Annotated in this window: 20 protein-coding genes; 12 read left to right on the top strand and 8 right to left on the bottom strand. The window is 37.2% G+C overall.

Annotated features, from left to right (window positions below; genetic code table 11):
- From H7254_RS07990 to H7254_RS07970, 6 genes are all read left to right on the top strand, one after another.
- Nucleotides 1-2128: PKD domain-containing protein (locus H7254_RS07990; protein ID WP_301932470.1), on the top strand; the 2128-nt coding region annotated here is incomplete at its 5' end.
- A 157-nt stretch (nt 2129-2285) separates the two neighbouring features.
- On the top strand, nt 2286-2642 hold the full coding sequence (locus H7254_RS21450; protein ID WP_367875425.1) for an effector binding domain-containing protein: 357 nt from the start codon (nt 2286-2288) through the stop codon (nt 2640-2642).
- Between the two features lie 86 nt (nt 2643-2728).
- A complete protein-coding gene (locus H7254_RS07985) occupies nt 2729-3490 on the top strand; it encodes an SDR family NAD(P)-dependent oxidoreductase (RefSeq protein WP_301932469.1) in 762 nt (253 codons plus the stop codon).
- Nucleotides 3491-3662: 172 nt separating this feature from the next.
- Nucleotides 3663-4139, top strand: a complete 477-nt coding sequence (locus H7254_RS07980; RefSeq protein WP_301932468.1) for a hypothetical protein — start codon at nt 3663-3665, stop codon at nt 4137-4139.
- A gap of 150 nt (nt 4140-4289) precedes the next feature.
- On the top strand, nt 4290-5069 hold the full coding sequence (locus tag H7254_RS07975; protein WP_301932467.1) for a (Fe-S)-binding protein: 780 nt from the start codon (nt 4290-4292) through the stop codon (nt 5067-5069).
- A 9-nt stretch (nt 5070-5078) separates the two neighbouring features.
- The gene (locus tag H7254_RS07970) at nt 5079-5603 is read left to right on the top strand and encodes a hypothetical protein (protein ID WP_301932466.1); all 525 of its coding nucleotides are present in this window, start codon (nt 5079-5081) and stop codon (nt 5601-5603) included.
- Nucleotides 5604-5610: 7 nt separating this feature from the next.
- Here the strand turns inward: H7254_RS07970 and H7254_RS07965 are convergent, their stop codons facing one another.
- The 7 genes from H7254_RS07965 to H7254_RS07935 form a co-directional block, all read right to left on the bottom strand.
- On the bottom strand, nt 5611-6273 hold the full coding sequence (locus H7254_RS07965; RefSeq protein WP_301932465.1) for a YdeI/OmpD-associated family protein: 663 nt from the start codon (nt 6271-6273) through the stop codon (nt 5611-5613).
- Nucleotides 6274-6473: 200 nt separating this feature from the next.
- Nucleotides 6474-7277 carry a M48 family metallopeptidase gene (locus H7254_RS07960; protein WP_301932464.1) on the bottom strand — a complete coding sequence of 268 codons (804 nt, stop codon included), beginning with the start codon at nt 7275-7277 and terminating at the stop codon, nt 6474-6476.
- A 95-nt stretch (nt 7278-7372) separates the two neighbouring features.
- Nucleotides 7373-8020 (bottom strand): glycerol-3-phosphate 1-O-acyltransferase PlsY, encoded by a 648-nt coding sequence (gene plsY / locus H7254_RS07955; protein ID WP_301932463.1) that lies wholly within the window; start codon nt 8018-8020, stop codon nt 7373-7375.
- Between the two features lie 86 nt (nt 8021-8106).
- Entirely contained in the window at nt 8107-8925 is an 819-nt protein-coding gene (prmA, locus tag H7254_RS07950) for a 50S ribosomal protein L11 methyltransferase (RefSeq protein ID WP_301932462.1), read from the bottom strand.
- Between the two features lie 166 nt (nt 8926-9091).
- On the bottom strand, nt 9092-11221 hold the full coding sequence (gene pnp / locus H7254_RS07945; RefSeq protein ID WP_301932461.1) for a polyribonucleotide nucleotidyltransferase: 2130 nt from the start codon (nt 11219-11221) through the stop codon (nt 9092-9094).
- A gap of 125 nt (nt 11222-11346) precedes the next feature.
- Nucleotides 11347-11619: a 30S ribosomal protein S15 gene (rpsO, locus tag H7254_RS07940; protein ID WP_301922183.1), complete on the bottom strand. Its 273-nt coding sequence runs from the start codon at nt 11617-11619 to the stop codon at nt 11347-11349.
- Nucleotides 11620-11832: 213 nt separating this feature from the next.
- Entirely contained in the window at nt 11833-12333 is a 501-nt protein-coding gene (locus H7254_RS07935) for a hypothetical protein (protein ID WP_301932460.1), read from the bottom strand.
- A gap of 111 nt (nt 12334-12444) precedes the next feature.
- Between H7254_RS07935 and H7254_RS07930 the strand changes: the two genes are divergently transcribed.
- The 4 genes from H7254_RS07930 to H7254_RS07915 all read left to right on the top strand — a co-directional run bounded on the left by H7254_RS07930 (nt 12445) and on the right by H7254_RS07915 (nt 16913).
- Entirely contained in the window at nt 12445-13437 is a 993-nt protein-coding gene (locus tag H7254_RS07930) for a Gfo/Idh/MocA family protein (RefSeq protein ID WP_301932459.1), read from the top strand.
- Nucleotides 13434-14504, top strand: coding sequence for a UDP-N-acetyl glucosamine 2-epimerase (locus H7254_RS07925; protein ID WP_301932458.1), 1071 nt, complete (start codon nt 13434-13436; stop codon nt 14502-14504). The genes H7254_RS07930 and H7254_RS07925 overlap by 4 nt, the downstream gene beginning before the upstream one ends.
- A gap of 21 nt (nt 14505-14525) precedes the next feature.
- Nucleotides 14526-15650 carry a glycosyltransferase gene (locus tag H7254_RS07920; protein WP_301932457.1) on the top strand — a complete coding sequence of 375 codons (1125 nt, stop codon included), beginning with the start codon at nt 14526-14528 and terminating at the stop codon, nt 15648-15650.
- Nucleotides 15651-15779: 129 nt separating this feature from the next.
- Entirely contained in the window at nt 15780-16913 is a 1134-nt protein-coding gene (locus H7254_RS07915) for a glycosyltransferase family 4 protein (protein WP_301932456.1), read from the top strand.
- Between the two features lie 33 nt (nt 16914-16946).
- Here H7254_RS07915 and H7254_RS07910 read toward each other — a convergent pair whose 3' ends face one another.
- Nucleotides 16947-17633, bottom strand: coding sequence for a cell division ATP-binding protein FtsE (locus H7254_RS07910; protein ID WP_301922177.1), 687 nt, complete (start codon nt 17631-17633; stop codon nt 16947-16949).
- A gap of 353 nt (nt 17634-17986) precedes the next feature.
- On the opposite strand from H7254_RS07910, the gene H7254_RS07905 reads away from it, so the two are divergent.
- Both H7254_RS07905 and H7254_RS07900 read left to right on the top strand, forming a co-directional pair.
- Nucleotides 17987-18349, top strand: coding sequence for a BlaI/MecI/CopY family transcriptional regulator (locus H7254_RS07905; protein ID WP_301932455.1), 363 nt, complete (start codon nt 17987-17989; stop codon nt 18347-18349).
- Between the two features lie 78 nt (nt 18350-18427).
- Nucleotides 18428-20509 (top strand): N-acetylmuramoyl-L-alanine amidase (locus H7254_RS07900; RefSeq protein WP_301932454.1); only part of this gene is annotated, 2082 nt, incomplete at its 3' end.

The raw sequence follows: 20509 nt of genomic DNA, 5'->3' as shown, positions 1-20509 counted from the left end.
TAAGAACAGCAGTCCTGAATTTCCTGTAAATGATACAGTAGTTATTTGTGAGAATAATTTTTTTCGATATCCTTTTTCAGCAACCGATCCTGACAAAGATTCATTAAGCTATTCTTTTTGCAATTCTTTTAGCGGTGGTAGTGCTACAGACCCAGCTCCGCGAATAGCCGACGCCCCTCCTTACTATCCGGCACCCTATTTTTCTTCTTACAGCGGTTCATTCCCATTGGGTTCTGGTGTTACTATTAACCCTGTTACCGGTTTAATCACTGGCATTGCACCATCCATTATAAATACTGGTGAGTATGCAGTAACCGTATGTGTATCCGAATACAGAAAGGGCATATATCTCGGCGAAACCAGGAAAGAATTGCACATAAGGGTAAGGGACTGTTCTGCAACAAGAGCTTTTCTCAACCCCATCCCTACCAGTTGCAATGGCTTTAATGTTAATTTTACCAATGCCGCTATAAACCCTTCCGGCACTGATTATTTATGGAATTTTGGAGAAGCAGTTTCGGGAATAAATAATACTTCCGCATCAGCTACACCTTCGCACATTTACAGGGATACAGGTGTTTATTTATTAAAATTAAGAGTATCAATCGGTGGCTTGTGTGCAGATTCAACAACTACCCGTGTAAAAGTATATCCTGGGTTTTTTCCCGGTTTTAAATCCAACGCACCTTTGTGTAAAGGGTTTCCTGTGCAGTTTACAGATACTACTAAAGCGAAGTTTGGTAATGCAACAAACTGGCAGTGGAACTTTGGCGACATTTCCTCTACAGCAGATACAAGTGTTAAAAAAAATCCAACTTACGCATATCCTGATTCAGGAACTTATACCGTGCAATTGATTGTTGGCAGTACTTTTGGATGTATAGATACAGTGCAAAGTACTGTTACAATAAGAAATAGTCCGATTATTACTGTAATTCCACATGATACACTCATTTGTTTTATTGATACCTTACAAATAAAAACAAGTGGTACCGGTACTTTTTTATGGAGTCCCAATTATAATATCAATAATGTTACCAGTTCCAGCCCGTTGGTAAGCCCTGATATTCCAACTACTTATTTTTTAACTTTTACAGACCCAACAGGCTGCGTAGGCAGAGATTCTGTTTTTGTAAACGTGGTAACTTCCGTAAATATTAATGCAGGCAACGATACTACTATTTGTAAAACAGATGGAATGGTGCTTGGTACAACAAGCAATGCCCTCCATTATTTGTGGACCCCTGCCACCTACCTTACCAGTGACACCGCCAGACAACCTTTTGCCAATCCGCTGGCGCCTTCTATCACTTATCATGTGACAGGCAATGTGGGCAAGTGCTCCAGCTCTGACGATATTACCATCCGCACCCTGCCTTATCCGCCTGCCAAAGCCGGCAACGATACCACCGTTTGTTATGGTAGGTCTGTTCAATTAACAGCAACCGGTGGAATTTCCTACCAATGGTCGCCATCCAGCTTTTTAAATGCTGTCAATATTGCCAATCCTGTTGCTGTTAATCCAACCACCACTACCCAATATATAGTTGCAGTAACGGATATAACCGGCTGCCCCAAGCCTGCTTTTGATACCGTGATAGTAAATGTAGATCCACTGGTGGTGGCCAATGCAGGGCCTTCAGATACCACGTCCGTTTTAGGTGAGCCTTTACTTTTAACTGGCACAGGAGGCATTGCGTACGAATGGACACCTTCTACCTGGTTAAGCAATCCGGCTATTGCCAATGCGGTTGCTTTGCCTGAAGATAATATCACCTACTTTTTAAAAGTAACCAGCGAAGCAGGTTGCCAGGCCACAGACAGCATACGGGTAAAATTGTATAAAGTACCACCAAGCTTTTATGTACCCACTGGTTTTTCGCCCAACAATGATCAAAACAATGATGTATTAAAACCTATTTTACTGGGTATGCGAACCCTTAATTATTTTAGGGTATATAACCGATGGGGCAAATTATTATTTTATACCAGTACAAAGGGACAGGGATGGGACGGTACTTTTAATGGCAATCCCCAAGACCCCGGAACTTATGTGTGGATGGCGGAGGGTGCTACTTTTCAGGGCAAAGTGATTAAACGTAGAGGGTATGTTTTATTGCTAAGATAAGTAAGCTTATACTTAATACTTCCCTGTGGCAAGCATTTTCAAAGTTCCATCCTGCAAATTAAAAACCATCCTTCATAAAATTTAAATAAAATATTTCAGGCTTACCCGCATTGCCCTTAAAAATAAAACCAGTAATCAAAACGGACAATCCAATGTATTGCCTTATAGCAAGCTTTTGAAAAAGGCGGTTATTTTGGTAAAGTTCCAGCTACAGTCAGTAACGAAATTATCGCTGTTTATTACGAATACGAATGGCATCATACAATTTTCTTATTGTATTTGCTGCAAAACCATTGCAGATGCTGGTGTTCCTGAAAACATGCCAAGCATGCTTATAACCAAAGGATCTTATCATAAAATAACGGTCACCGGAATATTGCCCGCGTGTATTTCCACCCCAGGGAAATCTATTAGGGATACTGGCATAAAAAGGTGTTTCCAATCAGACTTTGAAATTTATGACCACCGTAAAAAAGACTGGAACAATGCATCAGCCGATATTTTTATTTCCTGATTTTCACTGCTGTTTCTTTCAACATCCTTTCTTTTTAAACAAACATCCAAACTGATATGTTAATAAATCTAACTTAATTTAGGGGCATGAATAAAATTGTATTAATTACAGGAGCTACTTCAGGAATCGGAGAAGCATGTGCTGAAAAATTTGCAGCAGCGGGCGATAACCTCATCATTACCGGAAGAAGAGCAGAGCGCCTGGAGGAGTTAAAATCAAGATTGCAGAAAACACATCCGGTAAAAATACTAACAGCTTCGTTTGATGTGCAGGATAGAAAAGCGGTTGAAAGTTTCATTGCAGGTTTATCGGAAGAATGGCAGCAGATTGATATTTTAATTAATAATGCCGGCCTTGCAGCTGGAAGGGATTTTTTTGAGGATGCGGATATAGAGGATTGGGAGAGGATGTTAAATACCAACGTACATGGCCTTTTGTATGTTAGCAAAGCCGTAGTGCCGTTGATGATTGCCCGAAAAAAAGGCCATATCATTAATATGGGTTCAATTGCGGGCAAGGAAGTGTATGAAAAAGGCAATGTATACTGCGCCAGTAAATTTGCAGTGGATGCCATTAACAGGGCAATGCGCATTGACCTGCTAAAACACAATATAAAAGTAACCGGCATACATCCCGGAGCGGTAGAAACAGAGTTTTCATTAGTTCGGTTTAGAGGAGATGAAACCAAGGCTGCTAATACTTATACCGGTATTATTCCGCTAATAGGCAGTGATATTGCAGATACTATTTTTTATTGTGCAGGTTTGCCTGAGCATGTATGTATTAACGATCTTATTATTACCTGCACCCAGCAGGCCGATGCTTTTTATATTTATAAAAACGCCTGATTACAAAGCTTTTACCATATAATTTTTGCATGTAAATACCATTTCATAAAAAAAATCGTTGTTAGGTTGGCATATATTTAGAAGAATACCAACATTTATTTTACAATAGCGATTGATAAGATAAATGTACAATATTGACCCGGTTTTAAAATCCCTTACCCAATTTAACACGATGAAGATTTATATGATTTTCTTTTCGCTGGTTTATTTTATTTTCCCTTCAGGAAAGGCCTTTTCCCAAAATTTGATCCGGCGTGCAGCTTGCGCTGACCCCTATATTCTACACCAGGCTGACAGCATAAAACAGGAATTGGCCAAACAAGGATTTTTAATTGTAAAGGAGGCATCCATGGTCATGGAAAGCGAGTATGAAATGCCGGTGATTGTTCCTTTAACAGAAGGAAGCTGGTACCAGTTTGTTTTTATTGGGGATGTTACCTCAAAATTATACGAAGTAAGAATGTACGATTGGGATGAAAAACAGGTGGCTTACCAAAAAAAGCAATGGGGAGATGTAGATGGCAATGTAATCAGTTATTCGTACATCCCAAAATTATCAGAGTACCACATGATGAAACCGGTACAAGTAAATAAAACAAAGAAAAATTTATGTGGTTATGTGATGCTGCTAAAAAAAGTAAAACAATAAATGCAGATAAGTATTAATTATAAATACTGATTGTACGCTCCGGTTTCCCGGGGCGTTTTTTTTGGACTGTAAATTTAAAAATTTTGTATACACAACGGTCTTAAAACAGTAAACATTTAATTACATTTGTTTTACTCAAAATACGAAGATATGCAGGTACCAACAATGGCAGAAATGACGGCAAAAGGGGAAAGCCCCGCAGTATTATTTTGGGTAGGCTGTGCAGGAAGTTTTGATCAGCGGGCACAAAAGATAACGAAAGCTTTTGTAACTATTTTAAATACAATCGGCATCAATTATGCCATCCTGGGCAAAGAAGAAATGTGTACCGGAGATCCTGCAAGACGGGCTGGTAACGAGTTTATGTTTCAGATGATGGCCTACCAGAATATACAGGTTTTAAACGGATATAATATTAAAAAAATTGTAACGGCCTGTCCGCATTGCTTTAATACGATAAAAAATGAATATCCGGAATTAGGCGGTACGTACGAGGTAATTCATCATGCCGTTTTTTTACAGCAGTTAATTGATGAAGGAAAAATAAAACTTAGGGAAGAGGGTGGTTTTAAAGGCAAAAAAATTACGTATCACGATAGCTGTTACCTGGGCAGAGCCAACAATATTTATGATGCTCCGCGAAAAGTGCTTGAAGCGCTGGATGCGGAATTGGTAGAGATGAAACGCTGTCGCAGCAATGGTTTGTGTTGTGGTGCCGGTGGTGCACAAATGTTTAAGGAAGAAGAAAAAGGCGTTACCCGTGTTAACCTCGAAAGAACAAAAGAAGCACTGCAAACAGGGGCTTCTATAATTGCAGCTGCATGCCCTTTTTGTAATACCATGATGACGGACGGCGTAAAAAACAGCAATAAAGAAGAAGAAATACAGGTACTGGATATTGCTGAACTAATTGCCGCAAGTTTACAATAATTTTGCAGTATGAATATCAATTATAGAGATCAGATTCCCGACAATTTTTCTCCTGCATCTAGGGTGTGGATTTACCAATGCAGCCGGTTATTTTTTTTAAGTGAAGCATTACAGGTTGAGGAAATACTGGAGCAATTTGTAAGCAATTGGAAAAGCCATGGAGCAACCGTACAGGGCTATGGTAATTTATTTTTTGGACAATTTATTGTACTGATGGCAGATGAGTCTGAAGCTGGCGTTAGTGGCTGCAGCACAGATAGTTCTGTTCACATAATTAAAGAAATAGAAAAGTTGTTTAAAGTAGATTTATTTAACCGGCAAACACTTGCATTTATTATAAAAGACAAAGTTCAGTTACTGCCGCTTACACAATTAAATTACGCTGTAGAAAACAATTTTATAAATGGATCTTCTATTTATTTTAACAACATAGTAACCACCAAAAAAGAATTATTAGAGAGCTGGCTAATCCCTGTAAAAGATAGCTGGCTTTCCAAAAAAATCAATCACCTGCTGGTAACAGGCATTGAATAATTTAACACTATTTATCTGAAGGATTTTTTTTGCCGTTATTTAATTTTTCAATGGTGGATTTTAGCCTTGCTAATTTAGTGTCTTCTTTTTTAGATCCGTTTATCCAAACTACATATTCTTTTTTATTGCTAAACGAAAGGCCATCAAAAAAAGCTTTAGCTTCTGTATTTACGATAAATAAATTTTCCAGTTCATACGGTGTTGTAATAACCCTTGCATTTTTATCGACAAATTCTGAATGAATTGTATCTTCAAAAATATGTTTAACCTGTTCTGCTTTTTTAAACCGCATGGCACACCACACATGATCCAATGAAATCATTCTTACTGCTTCGTAACCTAACTGTGCCACACATTCCCAGTTGCAATCTCTGGATAAATCACTTACAATTTTTGAAGTTAACTTAGGATAAGCAATCCATAGCTTGGCATTTTCATTTAAAGCCGGTAATACATCTTTTAAAATGTCTCTTAACTGATGTTTACTGATAGCAAAAACAAGGGCAAAATCAATTTTTTTAACTTTTAATAGTGGCGTTATGTTTTTGGCGAAAGATAATTTAATGAACTGTTTTTCAATGGTAGAAGGCAATCCTTGTATTAACAGATTTCTTTCTTCTTTGAGTTGTAACTTTTCTAAAATTGTTTGTGAGGGCACTAATACTTCCATGATTAAAAAAATTTAAAAAGGTGGCAAAATTAGATAACCTGTACATATACTGTTAGTATAGCAAGGAGTTTTTGAAAAGAAATGGATAAGATTCAGACAATAAATACCAGGAAAATCTAAAGTTACCCTTTTTTTTAAACATCCAATAAAAAAAGACCTTTCAGGGTAAGAAAGGTCTTTGGAAAAATAAGTCAATTGCTTTATTTTACAGGCTTGTAATATTTTAACGCTTCATCCATATAGCCCTTTATTTTTTCAATTCTGTTTGCATCTGCCGGATGGGTGCTTAATATTTCCGGAGGCTTTTGCCCTCCGCTTGCCGCCATCATCCTTTCCCAAAAAGGAACTGCTTCTCTGGGGTTATAGCCTGCCATCGCACAAAAAATTAATCCGTAATGGTCTGCTTCATATTCCTGATTACGGGAATTTGGAAGGGCATACCCCAATTGACTGCCTGGGCCATACACGGTATTAAAAATGCTATTTACTTTAGGATTGTTAGCAGTAGCTACGTTTACAAGTTCTCCCAGGCCTTGGGTAATTATTTCCTGACTCATTCTTTCATTGCCATGTCGTGCAATGGCATGGGTAATTTCGTGGCCCAAAACTACAGCCAGGGCAGCTTCATTTTGAGTTACAGCTAACAGGCCTGTATATACCACTACCTTACCTCCGGGCATACACCAGGCATTTACTTCTTTGTTATCCACTAAATTAAATTCCCATTTAAATCCATTTAAAACATCGCCCTTGCCCTGCCCGGTGTAATATTGTGTGATAGCATTGGCAATTCTTGATCCTACCCGCTTTACCATTTCTGCATCCCTGTTTGTACCGGCACTCACTACATTGCTTTTAGATAAAAAACTCTGGTATTCAGTTACAGCCATTTGCTGCAACTGGCTTTCAGGCACCAGACTTAACTGGTTACGACCTGTAACTGCATTGCGGGTGCAAGCAGCAAAAAATGGCAGTACTGCCAAAAGGAACAATATTTTTTTCATTGTAAACATTTTACCTACACCAAACAATTGGCGTACCAATTTCAACATCAGTATTTTATAAAGCACTAACTGTAAATAAGGAGGAACAAAAAAAGTTACTTTCTGCGGGCCCTGCGCCTGTCCCTGTATTTTAGGATAGGTACGCGGCTTTCGTTGCCTCGTAAAATTTTCTTTATGTTTTTTTGGTGGGTAAGGATAATCATAGCGGCTACAAGCACGGCAAATATTCTGTAAACAACGACATCATCATTCCATATCCACAAAACGCAGATGGGTAAAAAAAGACCTGCTAAAATAGAACTTAGGGATACGTATCTTGTAAAAAATAAAACCAGTAAAAATACACCTACACAACTGGCTGCTATTACAGGCTGGATGGCCAGCATCATTCCAAACAACGTGGCCACACCCTTACCACCCCTAAACTGTGCAAAAGCAGGAAAAACATGCCCCATTACCGCAGACAAACCGAGCCCGACCATTAAATTAGTTCTGGCCCATTCATCGTTTAAATAAGAAGGTAAAAAATAAAACAGGCAAACTGCTGATACTCCTTTTAAAATATCAAATATCATTACAATGGTACCATATTTTGAACCCAATATCCTGAAGGTATTGGTCGCTCCCATGTTGCCACTGCCGTAATCCCGGATATCTACGCCGAAAAAGCTTTTGCTTACAATCAATGCTGTTGGTATGGAACCAATGAAATAAGCAATAATTATCAATAGTATTTCCTTCATCGTTTCTTAGTGAATTGTGTCTGCAAATATATTGAATTATACCCTTCGCAGTTTATTTTTAATATAATCATATTATTTAAAAAAAATTATTTACCCGCCCTAATTGCTATCCAGTTTCCTTTTGAATGGGTTGAGATATATTGAAAACCAGCAGATTTTATAGTTGCCTTCATTGTATTTTCGTCTTCTTTTAAAAAACCGCTAAAAATTATTGTGCAAGCAGAGTTTGCGACCAATTCTATGGCTTCAAGATTGGCAGTTATTACATTGAGGTTGATGTTCGCCAGAATAACATCATATTTTTTAAAGATGGGAATCGTATTATGTTGCTCAATGTAAATTTTAGTACAATCATTCTGTGCTATATTTTCTTTGGCATTGGTGATGCTCCATTCATCATTATCAATTGCCCATACATTTCCGGCTCCCAGTTTTTCAGCCAGGATTGCGAGAATACCGGTACCTGTACCAAAATCCAGTACCGTTTTTTGTTTAAAATCAATTGCCTGCATTTGTTGTATTACTAAATGTGTGGTGGCGTGGTGACCGGTTCCAAAGCTCATTTTTGGCGTAATAATTATTTCATGCAAAACAGTGCCAATTGGCTTATGAAAATGTGCCCGAATGGCTACAAAATTATCTACGATTACTGGTTCAAAGCTTTCCTCCCATTGCTGGTTCCAGTTAATATTTTCAACAACTGTTTTTTTATATTTAAGCGATGAAAATAATTGTATGATGGTGTTGAAATCGTCTTCAACAAAATTTTCTTCCAGAATAAATGCCTGTAAAGTATATTCGCTTTCTTCAAAACCCTCAAACCCATATTCACTTAATAAGGCTATCAATTGTTCAGATTGCCGGGAGTCTGTTATCTCAAAATCAACTGCTAAATAATTCACCATAAGATTTTTATTTTATTGCTGTAAACTGCCTGGTGAATACCATTAAAATTAAACAAAGAATCAATCATCTACAAAGTTGCTGCACTTTATATCCGGCATAAAAAAACTCCGGAGAAAAAAATTTCCGGAGTAATATTTTAAAATCAGTATTTACACTTGTTGTTTATTACCCCTTTGGCTGTACTTCGGGTTTTGGCATCAATGCTTTGCGGCTTAACTTAAATTTGCCAGTGCGTTGATCAACCTCAAGTAATTTCACTTTCACTTTGTCTCCTTCTTTAAAGATGCCGTCCATTGTTTCCAAACGTTTCCAGCTTATTTCACTTATATGAAGCAAACCCTCTTTTTTTGGAAGAAACTCTACAAAAGCACCGAATTCTTTAATGCTCTTTACGGTGCCTTCATACGTATCACCAACCACAGGTGTAGCTACCAATCCTTTTATCCAGTTTACGGCTTTATCAAGGCTTTCTTTGGATGCAGAGAATACGCTTACTTCACCCACATTGTTTACTTCTTCAATATTGATGGTAGCACCAGTTTCCCGCTGCATTTCCTGTATTATCTTACCACCTGGCCCTATTACAGCACCGATGTATTCCTTATCAATAATTAGCTTCACCATACGTGGTGCATGTGGTTTTACCTCTTCCCTGTGTGCAGGCATACAGGCATACATGGCATCCAAAATATGCAGACGCCCTTTACGTGCCTGCTCCAGTGCCTGGCGCATAATGTCCATGCTTAAGCCATCCACTTTAATATCCATTTGCACACCGCAAATACCATCACGGGTTCCGGTAACTTTAAAATCCATATCACCTAAATGATCTTCATCCCCCAAAATATCGGTTAGTACTGCAAACTGGTCTTCTTTTTTAATAAGACCCATTGCAACGCCGCTCACATGTTTTTTTACCGGTACACCTGCATCCATTAAGGCCAGCGAACCAGCACAAACAGTTGCCATAGAAGACGAGCCGTTTGATTCCAGGATATCGCTTACGACCCTTACTGTGTAAGGATATTCTTTACCAGGCATCATTTTCTTCAAAGAACGCATTGCTAAGTTACCATGACCAACTTCTCTGCGGCCAACACCCCTCATCATCTTTACCTCGCCTGTAGAAAAAGGAGGAAAATTATAATGTAAAATGAATTTTGTATAGTCTGATTTATGGGCACTTTCTACCAGCAACTCATCTAACGGCGTACCAAAAGTAACCGTTGTAAGTGATTGGGTTTCGCCCCTGGTAAATAAAGATGAACCATGAGGAGTAGGTAAAATGCTGATCTCCATTTCAAGATCACGTACATCTTCGGTGCCTCTTCCATCCAAACGTTTTCTGTCGTTCAGTATCATATCTCTTACTACATAATATTGCAGTTCGCCAAAATAATGGCCTATCAACGCTTTATCCTCTGATAATAATTCTTCTCCCAAAAATACTTTTACTTCACTTTTCAGTGCCGCGTATGCATCGCTTCTTTCGTGTTTAGCAGATGCTGATGCTGAAATAGCATACATTTTATCTTTGGCAAAAGCACTGATCCTTTCGTTCAATTCTTCATTGCGGTAAGGTTTAGTGTATTCTCTTTTTGTAGCACTTCCTACCTGATCTCTCAAATTGGTCTGCGCTTTAATCTGGGCTTTTACTGCTTCATGCCCCAGCTCAATTGCTTTAATCAAGTCTTCTTCCTGGCATTCGTTTGCCTCTCCTTCTACCATCATAATATTCTTTTCGGTAGCGGCAATAATAAATTCAAGATCGCATTCTGGTAATTCGGTGCGGCTTGGGTTAACGATGAATACACCATTTTTTCTACCAATGCGTACTTCAGATATAATTTCCTGGATAGGAATATCTGAAACAGCCAGGGCTGCAGAAGCTGCCAAACAAGCCAATGCATCGGGTAAAACTTCAGCATCACTTGATAAAAGGGTGATAAGCACCTGTACATCACATAAATAATCTTCTGGAAACAAAGGACGCAATGCCCGGTCAATTAAACGGCTGGTTAATATTTCGTAATCATTTAAACGGGCTTCTCGTTTAAAGAAAGAGCCTGGTACCCGGCCCGCTGATGAAAATTTTTCCTGGTAATCTACAGACAAAGGGAAAAAATTTTGTCCCTCTTTAGGTTCTTTATTGGCTACTACGGTAGCTAATAAAATACAATTTCCCTGACGCACTGTAACTGCGCCGTCAGCCTGGCGAGCCATTTTACCTGTTTCGATAGTAACCATACGGCCACCACCTATATCAAAGGTTACTGATTTAGTTGTTAAACTCATATTTGTAATTTAAAAAATTATAAAAGGGGCAATGAAATTATCCATCAAAAACGGCTATAAATAACAAGAATTCCCAACTGTAAAAACTATAGTTGGGAATTAGTTATTTAAACATGATAATGGTTTTATTTACGAAGACCTAACTTTTCAATTAAACCTCTGTAGCCCGTTAAATCGTGTTTGCTAAGATAAGTAAGTAAACGTTTACGTTGCCCTACCATCATCATCAGTCCACGCTGAGAGGAGAAGTCTTTTTTGTTGGTTTTAAGATGATCAGAAATATGGTTGATACGCGCTGTTAACAGTGCAACCTGACCTTCAATTGATCCTGTATTGGCAGCTTTACCACCAAAGTCTGTAAAAATTTTCGCTTTTTTTTCGATTGTCAAATAAGGCATTTCTTTGTTTTTAATAACGTCTTTGTTAAAATTATATCTTTTTTTATTCGGATGCAAAAGTAGGAAAAATATTTTGATTTTAATACGATCGAAGAGTTATTTGAAAATAAAGCAGATATTAGTGAAAAGTACTGCAACAGGCAATGACCATTGCGACACTCCATCATAAAATGAGCGTATTTACTTGATTGTAAAAATGAGGATGAGCGTTAATTAATCCCTATCCATGACATACAAAAACCTGCTTAATAAAATAACAATCAGTAATTGAATTATTGCCCAGATAAATGATAAGCTCATGGCTCCCATGTTGTCGCCAAATAATAAAAAATGGGTGATAAGGTAAAAAAAGGTTCCCAGAACATAGGAATAAAAGCCAGACTTTTTGAACGTCCATATTAAAACTACGCCCACTAAACACAATAAGGCCGATACGACACCACCAATAGAAAACTTTTCAAAATTATCAGGTGTAAGATTGCTAAGGGATATAGCCGCATTGTCAGCAGTTTTATCGGAAGAAAAAATATTTTTTAACTGTGTTTTTTCTACACCGGATTTTATTTGAAGCACTTCAGTTTCTGATTTAAAAAATCCTATTCCGTTTATAACAATGCTGGTTATACTTCCTATAAAGCCAAGTATACATAAAATAGTTAAAAATATAGGTCTTTGTTTCGGTAATTGCATTGCTTTGGTATCTTCCTGGGGCATAAGTTGGTTGTTTATTTGTTAAGGTTAGTTGTTTTTTCTGATATTGTTGTTCCTGATTAAAATATTTTTCTTTAAAATTATTCAATAATCTGCCATATTTGCCATAATTATATGCACAAAAATTTCGCTATTATAGGGTGTGGAAGAATTGGATGCCGGCACGCAGAACAGATTATCCAGTGGGCAAACGTAAAAGCAGTATGTGATATTGTTTCCGCCAAAGCAGATGAACTTGCAGCCTTTTACAATGCCACTCCTTATTACCGCCTGGAAGACCTGCTTCTTGCAGAGCAAAATTTAGATGCTGTCAGCATTTGCACCCCCAATGGATTGCACGCAACACATACAATAAAATCACTCGGGTCGGGTATAAACGTATTGTGCGAAAAACCATTATGTCTTTCTGTAATCGAAGGTAATGCAATGATAGCAGCCGCCAAAAATGCCGGAAAAAAATTGTTTGTCGTAAAACAAAACAGGTACAACCCCCCCGTAATTTTTTTAAAAAAATTACTTAGTGAAAATAAATTGGGCAATATTTTCAGTTTTCAAATCAATTGTTTTTGGAACAGGCCTGCTGAATATTATACAGGCTGGAAGGGCACTAAAGAACTGGATGGCGGAACTTTATTTACCCAGTTTAGTCATTTTATAGATTTATTATACTGGTTGCTGGGAGATGTGGATGCCGTAAAAAAAATTACTGCAAATAAAGCGCATCCGGCGATAGAATTTGAAGACTGCGGAATGGTTTTATTTAACATGAAAAACGGTGCCATTGGCTCAATGAATTATACGGTAAATAGTTTTGAAAAAAATATGGAGGGCTCTTTTACGATTTTTGCAGAAAAAGGAACCATCAAAATCGGTGGACAATACCTGAACGAACTGGAATATTTTACTGTTGCGGAAATGAAGGCTCCAATGCTGAAAAAAGGCAACAGGGCCAATGGCTATGGGTTTTACCAGGGAAGTATGAGCAACCACGACAAAGTGTATGAAAACCTGGTAAAGGCGCTCGATGATGAGCAACATCTTTTTGCCAGTGCCGAAGAAGGATTAAAAACAGTAGAAATTATTGAACGCATATACCAATCGCTTTGAGGAAAATACTTCATATTGTAGGCAACCGTCCTCAATTTATAAAACTGGCAGTTTTGTACAATGCACTGGCGCGGGATGGCAGTTTGCAGCAGCAAATTATTCATACAGGTCAGCATTTTGATTACCAGATGAGTGACATTTTTTTTGAGCAATTGAATATTCCTTTGCCAACTTTAAACCTTAATATTCAAAACAATTCTGCCAATCTTTTTATTGCCACTGCCGCTGAAGGATTGCAAAACTATTTTTCAGAAAATAAAAAAAGCATTGTTTTTGTTTATGGCGATACCAATTCAACACTGGCTGCCGCCATGGCTGCAAAAAGATGCAATTTACCATTGGTACATTTTGAAGCCGGTGTTCGCACAGCAGAATTGAGTATGCCGGAAGAAATTAACCGTGTACTCACAGACAGACTATCGGACATTAATTACTGCTGCACCAAAAATAACCTGCAAACTATGATAAACGAAGGCTTTGGTTCGGCCATTTCATCCCAAGTTATTTTATCCGGCGATTTAATGCTGGATGCATTTAATAAAATTGCCGGGGCCCGGGAAAATGTTACAAAACACAAACAATATGTGGCTTGTACCATACACCGGGCAGCAACTTTGAGCAGTAAAGATGCCATCACCAATATAATTAATGCCTTAAACAAAATCAATAGAATCATCCCTGTGGTAATGCCTCTGCACCCGCATACAAAAAAAAAGATAGCTGAATATGGTGTTAAACCGAAGTTTACACAACTATCCCCGTTGGGTTATCCTGCAATGAAAACATTCCTGGCAAATTCAACAAACATAATAACCGATAGTGGCGGGGTAAGCAGAGAAGCGTACTTTTCAAAAAAAAAATCCCTCATTATCATGGACAAACCATTTTGGCCCGAAATAATTACGCAACAGTGTTCCCTTAATTGTTCGCCTGCTGAATTTTTAATTACAGAAAAATTTAATGACTTGCATACATTAACGCCAAACTTTGATACCAACATTTTTGGTAATGGAAATGCAGCATTAATCATACAAAAGCACTTGTCTGCTTATTTTAAAAATATTTAAAGATTACCTTTCATTTTAAATATGGGCAAAAAAAAAATAACTGTTTCAGTAATTTCTGATTTAACAACCGATCAACGGGTAATCCGTATTTGCACAACATTACAGGAAATGGGCTTTAGTGTAAAAGTTATTGCCAGATGCTTTACTAACAGCCTGCCCCTTGATACCTATCCGTTTGAAGCAAAACGCATTTGTTGTTACTGGCGAAAGGGTATTCTGCAATATGCTGAATTTAACCTGCGGCTTTTCTTTCGTTTGCTATTTTGTAAAACTGATTATTTTCTTGCCAACGACCTTGATGTATTGGTTCCCAATTATACCATTGGTAAAATAAGGGGCAAAGCACTTTTTTATGATACCCATGAGTACTTTACCGGGGTGCCGGAATTAAGGGATAGCCACTTAAAAAGAAAATGCTGGAAATTTATTGAAAACCAGATCTTTCCAAAATTAAAAACGGTTTACACCGTCAATGAATCGTTAAAAAATATCTACACCAAAGAATATGGTAATGAAATAGCTGTTATAAGAAACGTACCTGTTACTACCCGCATTGATCAAAATCCGTTACCTGAAAATTGGAAACATAAAATTATTTTGCTGCTACAGGGTGCAGGTATTAACAAAGGCCGGGGCGGATTACAATTAATGAAAGCCATGCAATACCTGCCGGATAATTATTTACTGTTGTTTATCGGTAGTGGCAATCAATGGGATTTGCTTGTTAAAAAAAGAATAAAATGGGGTCTTGAAAACAAGGTGAAGCTAATAGATAAACTGCCACCGGAAAAGCTTAAAAAATATACACCCCTTGCTCATATTGGTTTTAGCCTGGATTCGTTCGAAGATTTGAACTGCCGTTTTAACCTGCCAAATAAAATTTTTGATTACATACACGCTGGTGTTCCTGTATTAGCAACAGACATCCCCGAGGTTGATGCTATTATTAAACAATATGGTGTTGGCAGGTGTTTTAATAATAATGAGCCGGAAGCTATTGCAAAGGCTGTAAAAGAATTAATTGAAGACGAAAAAGCTTATCGGCAATATAAAGTAAATTGCATTGCAGCAGCCCGGGAGTTGTGCTGGGAAATTGAAAAAGATAAACTAATAGCCATTTATAAACCATATTTAAAACCACATTGAAGAATAAATCCTTTTTCCACAGGTTTTACTATTATTCAATCTGTTTTAAAGCAGGATTACATTGCGCCAGTAGTTTTAACGCTGATAACAACGCGTTTGTAACCCAATAATAAGAGGATGCATAATAAAATGGACGAGAGGATTCTACATATAATTACACATGATGTTCCATGGCCGGTAGATTTTGGGGGAGTAGTGGATCTTTTTTATAAAATAAAAACCCTGCACGAAAATGGTGTTAAAATTTACCTGCACTGTTTTATAAACGAGCGCCCGCAACAGAAGGAATTAAATAAATATTGCGCAGCAGTTTATTATTATGAACGACAAAAAAAATGGAACCATTTTTCTTTTCAATTACCCTTCATAGTTAGTACGAGAAAATCACCGGCCCTGGTGCATAATTTACAAAAAGACAATCACCCGGTTTTAATAGAAGGTATCCATTGTACCTGGCCTTTGTATGCAGGATATTTATCCAACAGGATTGTATTACTGCGACTGCACAATGCGGAGTTTGAATACTATCATCACCTGGCGCAACACGAGAAAAATATCTTTCGGAAATTTTATTACCAGCACGAAAGTAAGCTTCTGAAAAAATACGAAAATCAGTTAGCAAAAAAAGTAAAAATTACTCCAGTCAGTAACAATGATGTAAAGATATATCAACAGCTATTCAGTGCACCCGACGTTAGTCATCTGCCGGTTTTTTTACCTTATTTAACAGCTGCAGGTAAACAAGGCAATGGTTGTTTTTGTCTTTACCACGCTAATTTATCCATTAATGAAAATGAAGAAGCGGCCATTTGGCTATTGCAAAATATCTTTAATGATATAGAAATTCCTTTTGTAATTGCAGGCAAAAACCCATCTCAAAAACTTGAATTTTTGGCGCACCAGAGTCCTAATACCTGCCTGGTAGCTAACCCATCCGATAGCGAGCTGCATGATATGATTGTTAAGGCACAAATAAATATTTTACCCTCTTTTAACAACACAGGTGTAAAATTAAAATTGCTGAATGCCTTGTACAATGGCAGGCATTGCCTGGTAAATATAGCAGGTGTAATTGGCTCAGGCCTTGATGAGCTTTGCACCATTGCCGAAGATGCAAACGACTTTAAAACCGCCGTTAAATATTTGTATGCAATGCCTTATACCATTAGGGAAAATGACAAACGGCAGCAATTGTTACAGCAGTTGTACAACAATCAAAAAAATGCAGATAAATTAATTGAAATTTTCTGGAGCGGGAAATAGAGGATCAATTCTTATTACACCCGTACATCCAACTTACATCGTAATGCTGGCGTTATCCCACACTTTACCTCTTTCTGTTTTAATAGTTCTTGAAGCAAATTTATTGATCACCATATAATCATGCGTAGCCATTACAATGGCAGTTTTATAATCTTTGCAGATGCTGAACAACAACTGCATAATTTCATCACTTGTTTCAGGATCAAGGTTGCCCGTAGGCTCATCAGCCAGTATTAATTTAGGCGAATTCAACAAGGCCCTTGCCACGTCCACACGCTGTTGTTCTCCCCCGCTTAATTCAAAAGGCATTTTAAACCCTTTGGTTTTCAGACCCACTTTATCCAGTACATCGTTGATCTTTTCATCCATCAGTTTTTCATCTTTCCAGCCGGTAGCTTTTAAAACAAACTTCAGGTTGTTATTAATGTTTCTGTCGGTAAGCAATTGAAAATCCTGAAAAACCACTCCCAGGTTTCGCCGCAGATAAGGCACTTTTTTCCAATCCAGTTCTTTCAGGTTATAGCCTACCACCCAGCCTTCGCCTTCGGTAAGATCAAGGTCGCCGTACAATGTTTTTAACAGGCTGCTTTTACCCGTTCCGGTTTTACCCACCAGATACACAAACTCTCCCTTATCAACCGAAATATTTACATCGCTTAAAATAAGGTTACTACCCTGGTAAATATTTGCGTTCTTTAATTCAATGATTGCCTGAGACATGGTTTGGTTTTGTGTTTTGTGTTTATTATTTATTTTACCGGCAGTTGTATTTCATGGCGCCATCGTTGTGTCACTCCCTTGTACTTTTATAGCTCCATGCGTCCTTTCCAACCCGTTAGCATCTTTTGCTTTTCAGTTTTCTACCCGGGCGGTATGATCTTCGGTACCGACTGCTGCAACTGCAAATTACCCTTCGCTGGCCATCGCTACTGCTGCAAATTTAACCTAATGAATGCCTGCAATAAAAATTAATTTTCACCCCAAAATATTAAAACGGATTAATAACTAAATAAATAGTTGTTAAACTAAAATTTTAGTTATAAGTTTGTTCCAGCAAATAAAATTAATTATAAATGAAAACATTAACTAGGGCAGAAGAACAAATAATGCAGGTGATCTGGAAATTGGATAAAGCATTTTTAAAAGAGATCATTGATGCACTACCCAATCCAAAACCACATAATAATACGGTGGCCACCATCATTAAAATTTTAACGGAAAAAGAATTTGTTGGGCTAAAGGTATTTGGCCGTATGCACCAGTATTACCCACTGGTAGGTAAAGATGCTTACAGTAAAAATAGCATGAAGAGTTTAGTAAAAGGATACTTTGAAGGCAACTTCAGTAACGCGGTTTCCTGTATGGTGAAAGAAAATAATTTGAGTATTGACGAGCTGGAGTTGCTATTACAACAGCTGAAGAAAATTAAAAATTAATAAGTAATAATTTTTTCGGTTCGGGTAGTAGGCTCCTTTACTTTAACAATTATAACTCATAACTAATAACTAATTCCCATGCTTTTATTTTCATTTTATATATTAAAGGTTATCACCTGCTCGGGTATTTTGTTTGCATATTACTGGTTGTTACTTCGCAATAAAATATTTCACCAGTACAACCGGTTTTATTTGCTTGCTTCAATTGGGTTATCGTTGTTGGCGCCATTGGTACAAATTAATATTTTGCACAATGCAGATGCACCGGCTCCTACCATCAAATTATTACAAGTCGTAACCAGCAGCAATGAATATTTAGACGAAATTGTGCTAACTGCCCATAAAAATAATTTCACTCTTGAACAGCTTGCTTCTTTGTTGTACGTTTTAACCACCCTTGTTTTTTTAAGTTTATTTATACAGGTATTTATAAAAATCAGTACCCTTTTAAAGCACCACCAGCAAACAGTTATAGACAATATTTGTTTTGTAAATACTACTGCTGAAGGCACCCCATTTTCTTTTTTAAAATATATTTTTTGGAACGATCATATTAAAATTAATACCACTACTGGCAACCAAATATTTAAGCATGAACTGGCGCATGTACAGCAAAAACACAGTTATGATAAATTGTTTATCAATGCCGTACTGATATTTTTTTGGTGCAATCCTTTCTTTTGGCTGGTGCGTAAAGAACTCAATATAATTCATGAATTTATGGCTGATAAAATTGCCGTTGAAGACAGCGATACCGAAGCGTTTGCTGCCATGATATTACAAGCCACTTATCCGCAACACCAGTTTGCTTTAACCAATCCATTTTTTTATTCACCCATAAAACGAAGATTAATTATGTTAACAAAAAATAAAAACCCAAAAGCCAGTTATATTGGCCGTGTGCTTGTATTGCCGCTAGCTGTATTACTCTTTGCAGCCTTTACTTTAAAAACTAAAACTATCGCCAAGACGCCGGTATATCAAGGTAAAAAAATAACGGTTGTGCTGGACGCAGGCCATGGTGGTACAGACTTTGGTGCTGTAAGTCTTGATGGTACAACTACAGAAAAAGATTTAGCTCTTTCCATTATTAAAAAGATAAAAGCACTTAACAATAATAACAATATCAATATTATACTTACCCGTGAAAGTGATATTTATCAAAGTCCAATAGAGAAAGCAGCTTTCAGCAAAGCACAAAATGCTAATCTGTTTATTTCGATACATACAGATGCAATAGTTAAAGAAGAAGCAGCGAATAATCATAGTGGAATTAGTGTTTGGATTGCGAAAGATAATTTTGCCAATGCTGTTAGCAGTAAATTATTTGCTTCTGCTATCATAAATGAATTTCACAAAAATTATCAATTACTACTTCTATCAGACTATCCTCAACAAAGCGAAAAAGGCATTGTAGTTTTACAGGAAAATAGTTTTCCATCCGTATTAATTGAAGCAGGCTTTATCACCAATAAAAAAGATTTGGCCTACCTGCAAACAGAAGCAGCAAAAGAAACCATTGCAAAAAATGTATTAGCTGCCATTGAAAAATATGCTTTACAAACGGAAACAACAATTACCAACGATAAAGTATTGATTGACACGATTCCAAAGAAAAATGAATTACCTGATAATATCCTATATGTTTTAAATGATAAGATTATGGGTTCAGGAAAAGAAGCGTCAAATAAAGTAGATAAAGAATTAAATAATAAGGCATTTAAAAATTTAATGGTAAAAATAATTAAGGAAAAGGAAGCTATTATAAAATATGGGGAGCTAGGAAAAAATGGAGCAGTAGAATTATCCTATGATCCAAATGAAACTACTGCCTTGCAAAGTAATGGATCCAAAACAGTAGATAAGGCCGGCAGTAATGCTAATAGAAATAATTTTGATGCAAAAAGTGACGACAAAATTTTTACCAAGGTCGAGAACGAACCAAAATTTCCTGGTGGAGATTCTGCATGGAAACATTATCTTCAAAAAAAATTAAACCCAGCCATACCAATTTACAACGGCGCCCCGGCAGGTACTTACAGAGTAATTGTAAAATTTATTGTAAGTAAAGATGGCAGTATTAGTAATGTAGAGCCTGAAACAAAACATGGATATGGAATGGAGACTGCAGCCGCGGAGTTAATAAAGAAAGGGCCTAAG

Origin of the sequence: Ferruginibacter sp. (genome assembly GCF_014377975.1) — a bacterium.
In the GTDB taxonomy this organism is placed as follows: Bacteria; Bacteroidota; Bacteroidia; order Chitinophagales; family Chitinophagaceae; genus Ferruginibacter.
The sequence above is the reverse complement of the archived record's forward strand: the minus strand, read 5'-3'. Positions and strand labels throughout refer to the sequence as shown.

Excerpts from the sequence above, each read along its gene's own strand:
- H7254_RS07985 (WP_301932469.1), top strand. The coding sequence starts at position 2,729 with ATGAATAAAATTGTATTAATTACAGGAGCTACTTCAGGAATCGGAGAA.
- H7254_RS07980 (WP_301932468.1), top strand. The coding sequence starts at position 3,663 with ATGAAGATTTATATGATTTTCTTTTCGCTGGTTTATTTTATTTTCCCT.
- H7254_RS07975 (WP_301932467.1), top strand. The coding sequence starts at position 4,290 with ATGCAGGTACCAACAATGGCAGAAATGACGGCAAAAGGGGAAAGCCCC.
- H7254_RS07970 (WP_301932466.1), top strand. The coding sequence starts at position 5,079 with ATGAATATCAATTATAGAGATCAGATTCCCGACAATTTTTCTCCTGCA.
- H7254_RS07965 (WP_301932465.1), bottom strand. The coding sequence starts at position 6,273 with ATGGAAGTATTAGTGCCCTCACAAACAATTTTAGAAAAGTTACAACTC.
- H7254_RS07960 (WP_301932464.1), bottom strand. The coding sequence starts at position 7,277 with ATGAAAAAAATATTGTTCCTTTTGGCAGTACTGCCATTTTTTGCTGCT.
- plsY (WP_301932463.1), bottom strand. The coding sequence starts at position 8,020 with ATGAAGGAAATACTATTGATAATTATTGCTTATTTCATTGGTTCCATA.
- prmA (WP_301932462.1), bottom strand. The coding sequence starts at position 8,925 with ATGGTGAATTATTTAGCAGTTGATTTTGAGATAACAGACTCCCGGCAA.
- pnp (WP_301932461.1), bottom strand. The coding sequence starts at position 11,221 with ATGAGTTTAACAACTAAATCAGTAACCTTTGATATAGGTGGTGGCCGT.
- rpsO (WP_301922183.1), bottom strand. The coding sequence starts at position 11,619 with ATGCCTTATTTGACAATCGAAAAAAAAGCGAAAATTTTTACAGACTTT.
- H7254_RS07935 (WP_301932460.1), bottom strand. The coding sequence starts at position 12,333 with ATGCCCCAGGAAGATACCAAAGCAATGCAATTACCGAAACAAAGACCT.
- H7254_RS07930 (WP_301932459.1), top strand. The coding sequence starts at position 12,445 with ATGCACAAAAATTTCGCTATTATAGGGTGTGGAAGAATTGGATGCCGG.
- H7254_RS07920 (WP_301932457.1), top strand. The coding sequence starts at position 14,526 with ATGGGCAAAAAAAAAATAACTGTTTCAGTAATTTCTGATTTAACAACC.
- H7254_RS07915 (WP_301932456.1), top strand. The coding sequence starts at position 15,780 with ATGGACGAGAGGATTCTACATATAATTACACATGATGTTCCATGGCCG.
- H7254_RS07910 (WP_301922177.1), bottom strand. The coding sequence starts at position 17,633 with ATGTCTCAGGCAATCATTGAATTAAAGAACGCAAATATTTACCAGGGT.
- H7254_RS07905 (WP_301932455.1), top strand. The coding sequence starts at position 17,987 with ATGAAAACATTAACTAGGGCAGAAGAACAAATAATGCAGGTGATCTGG.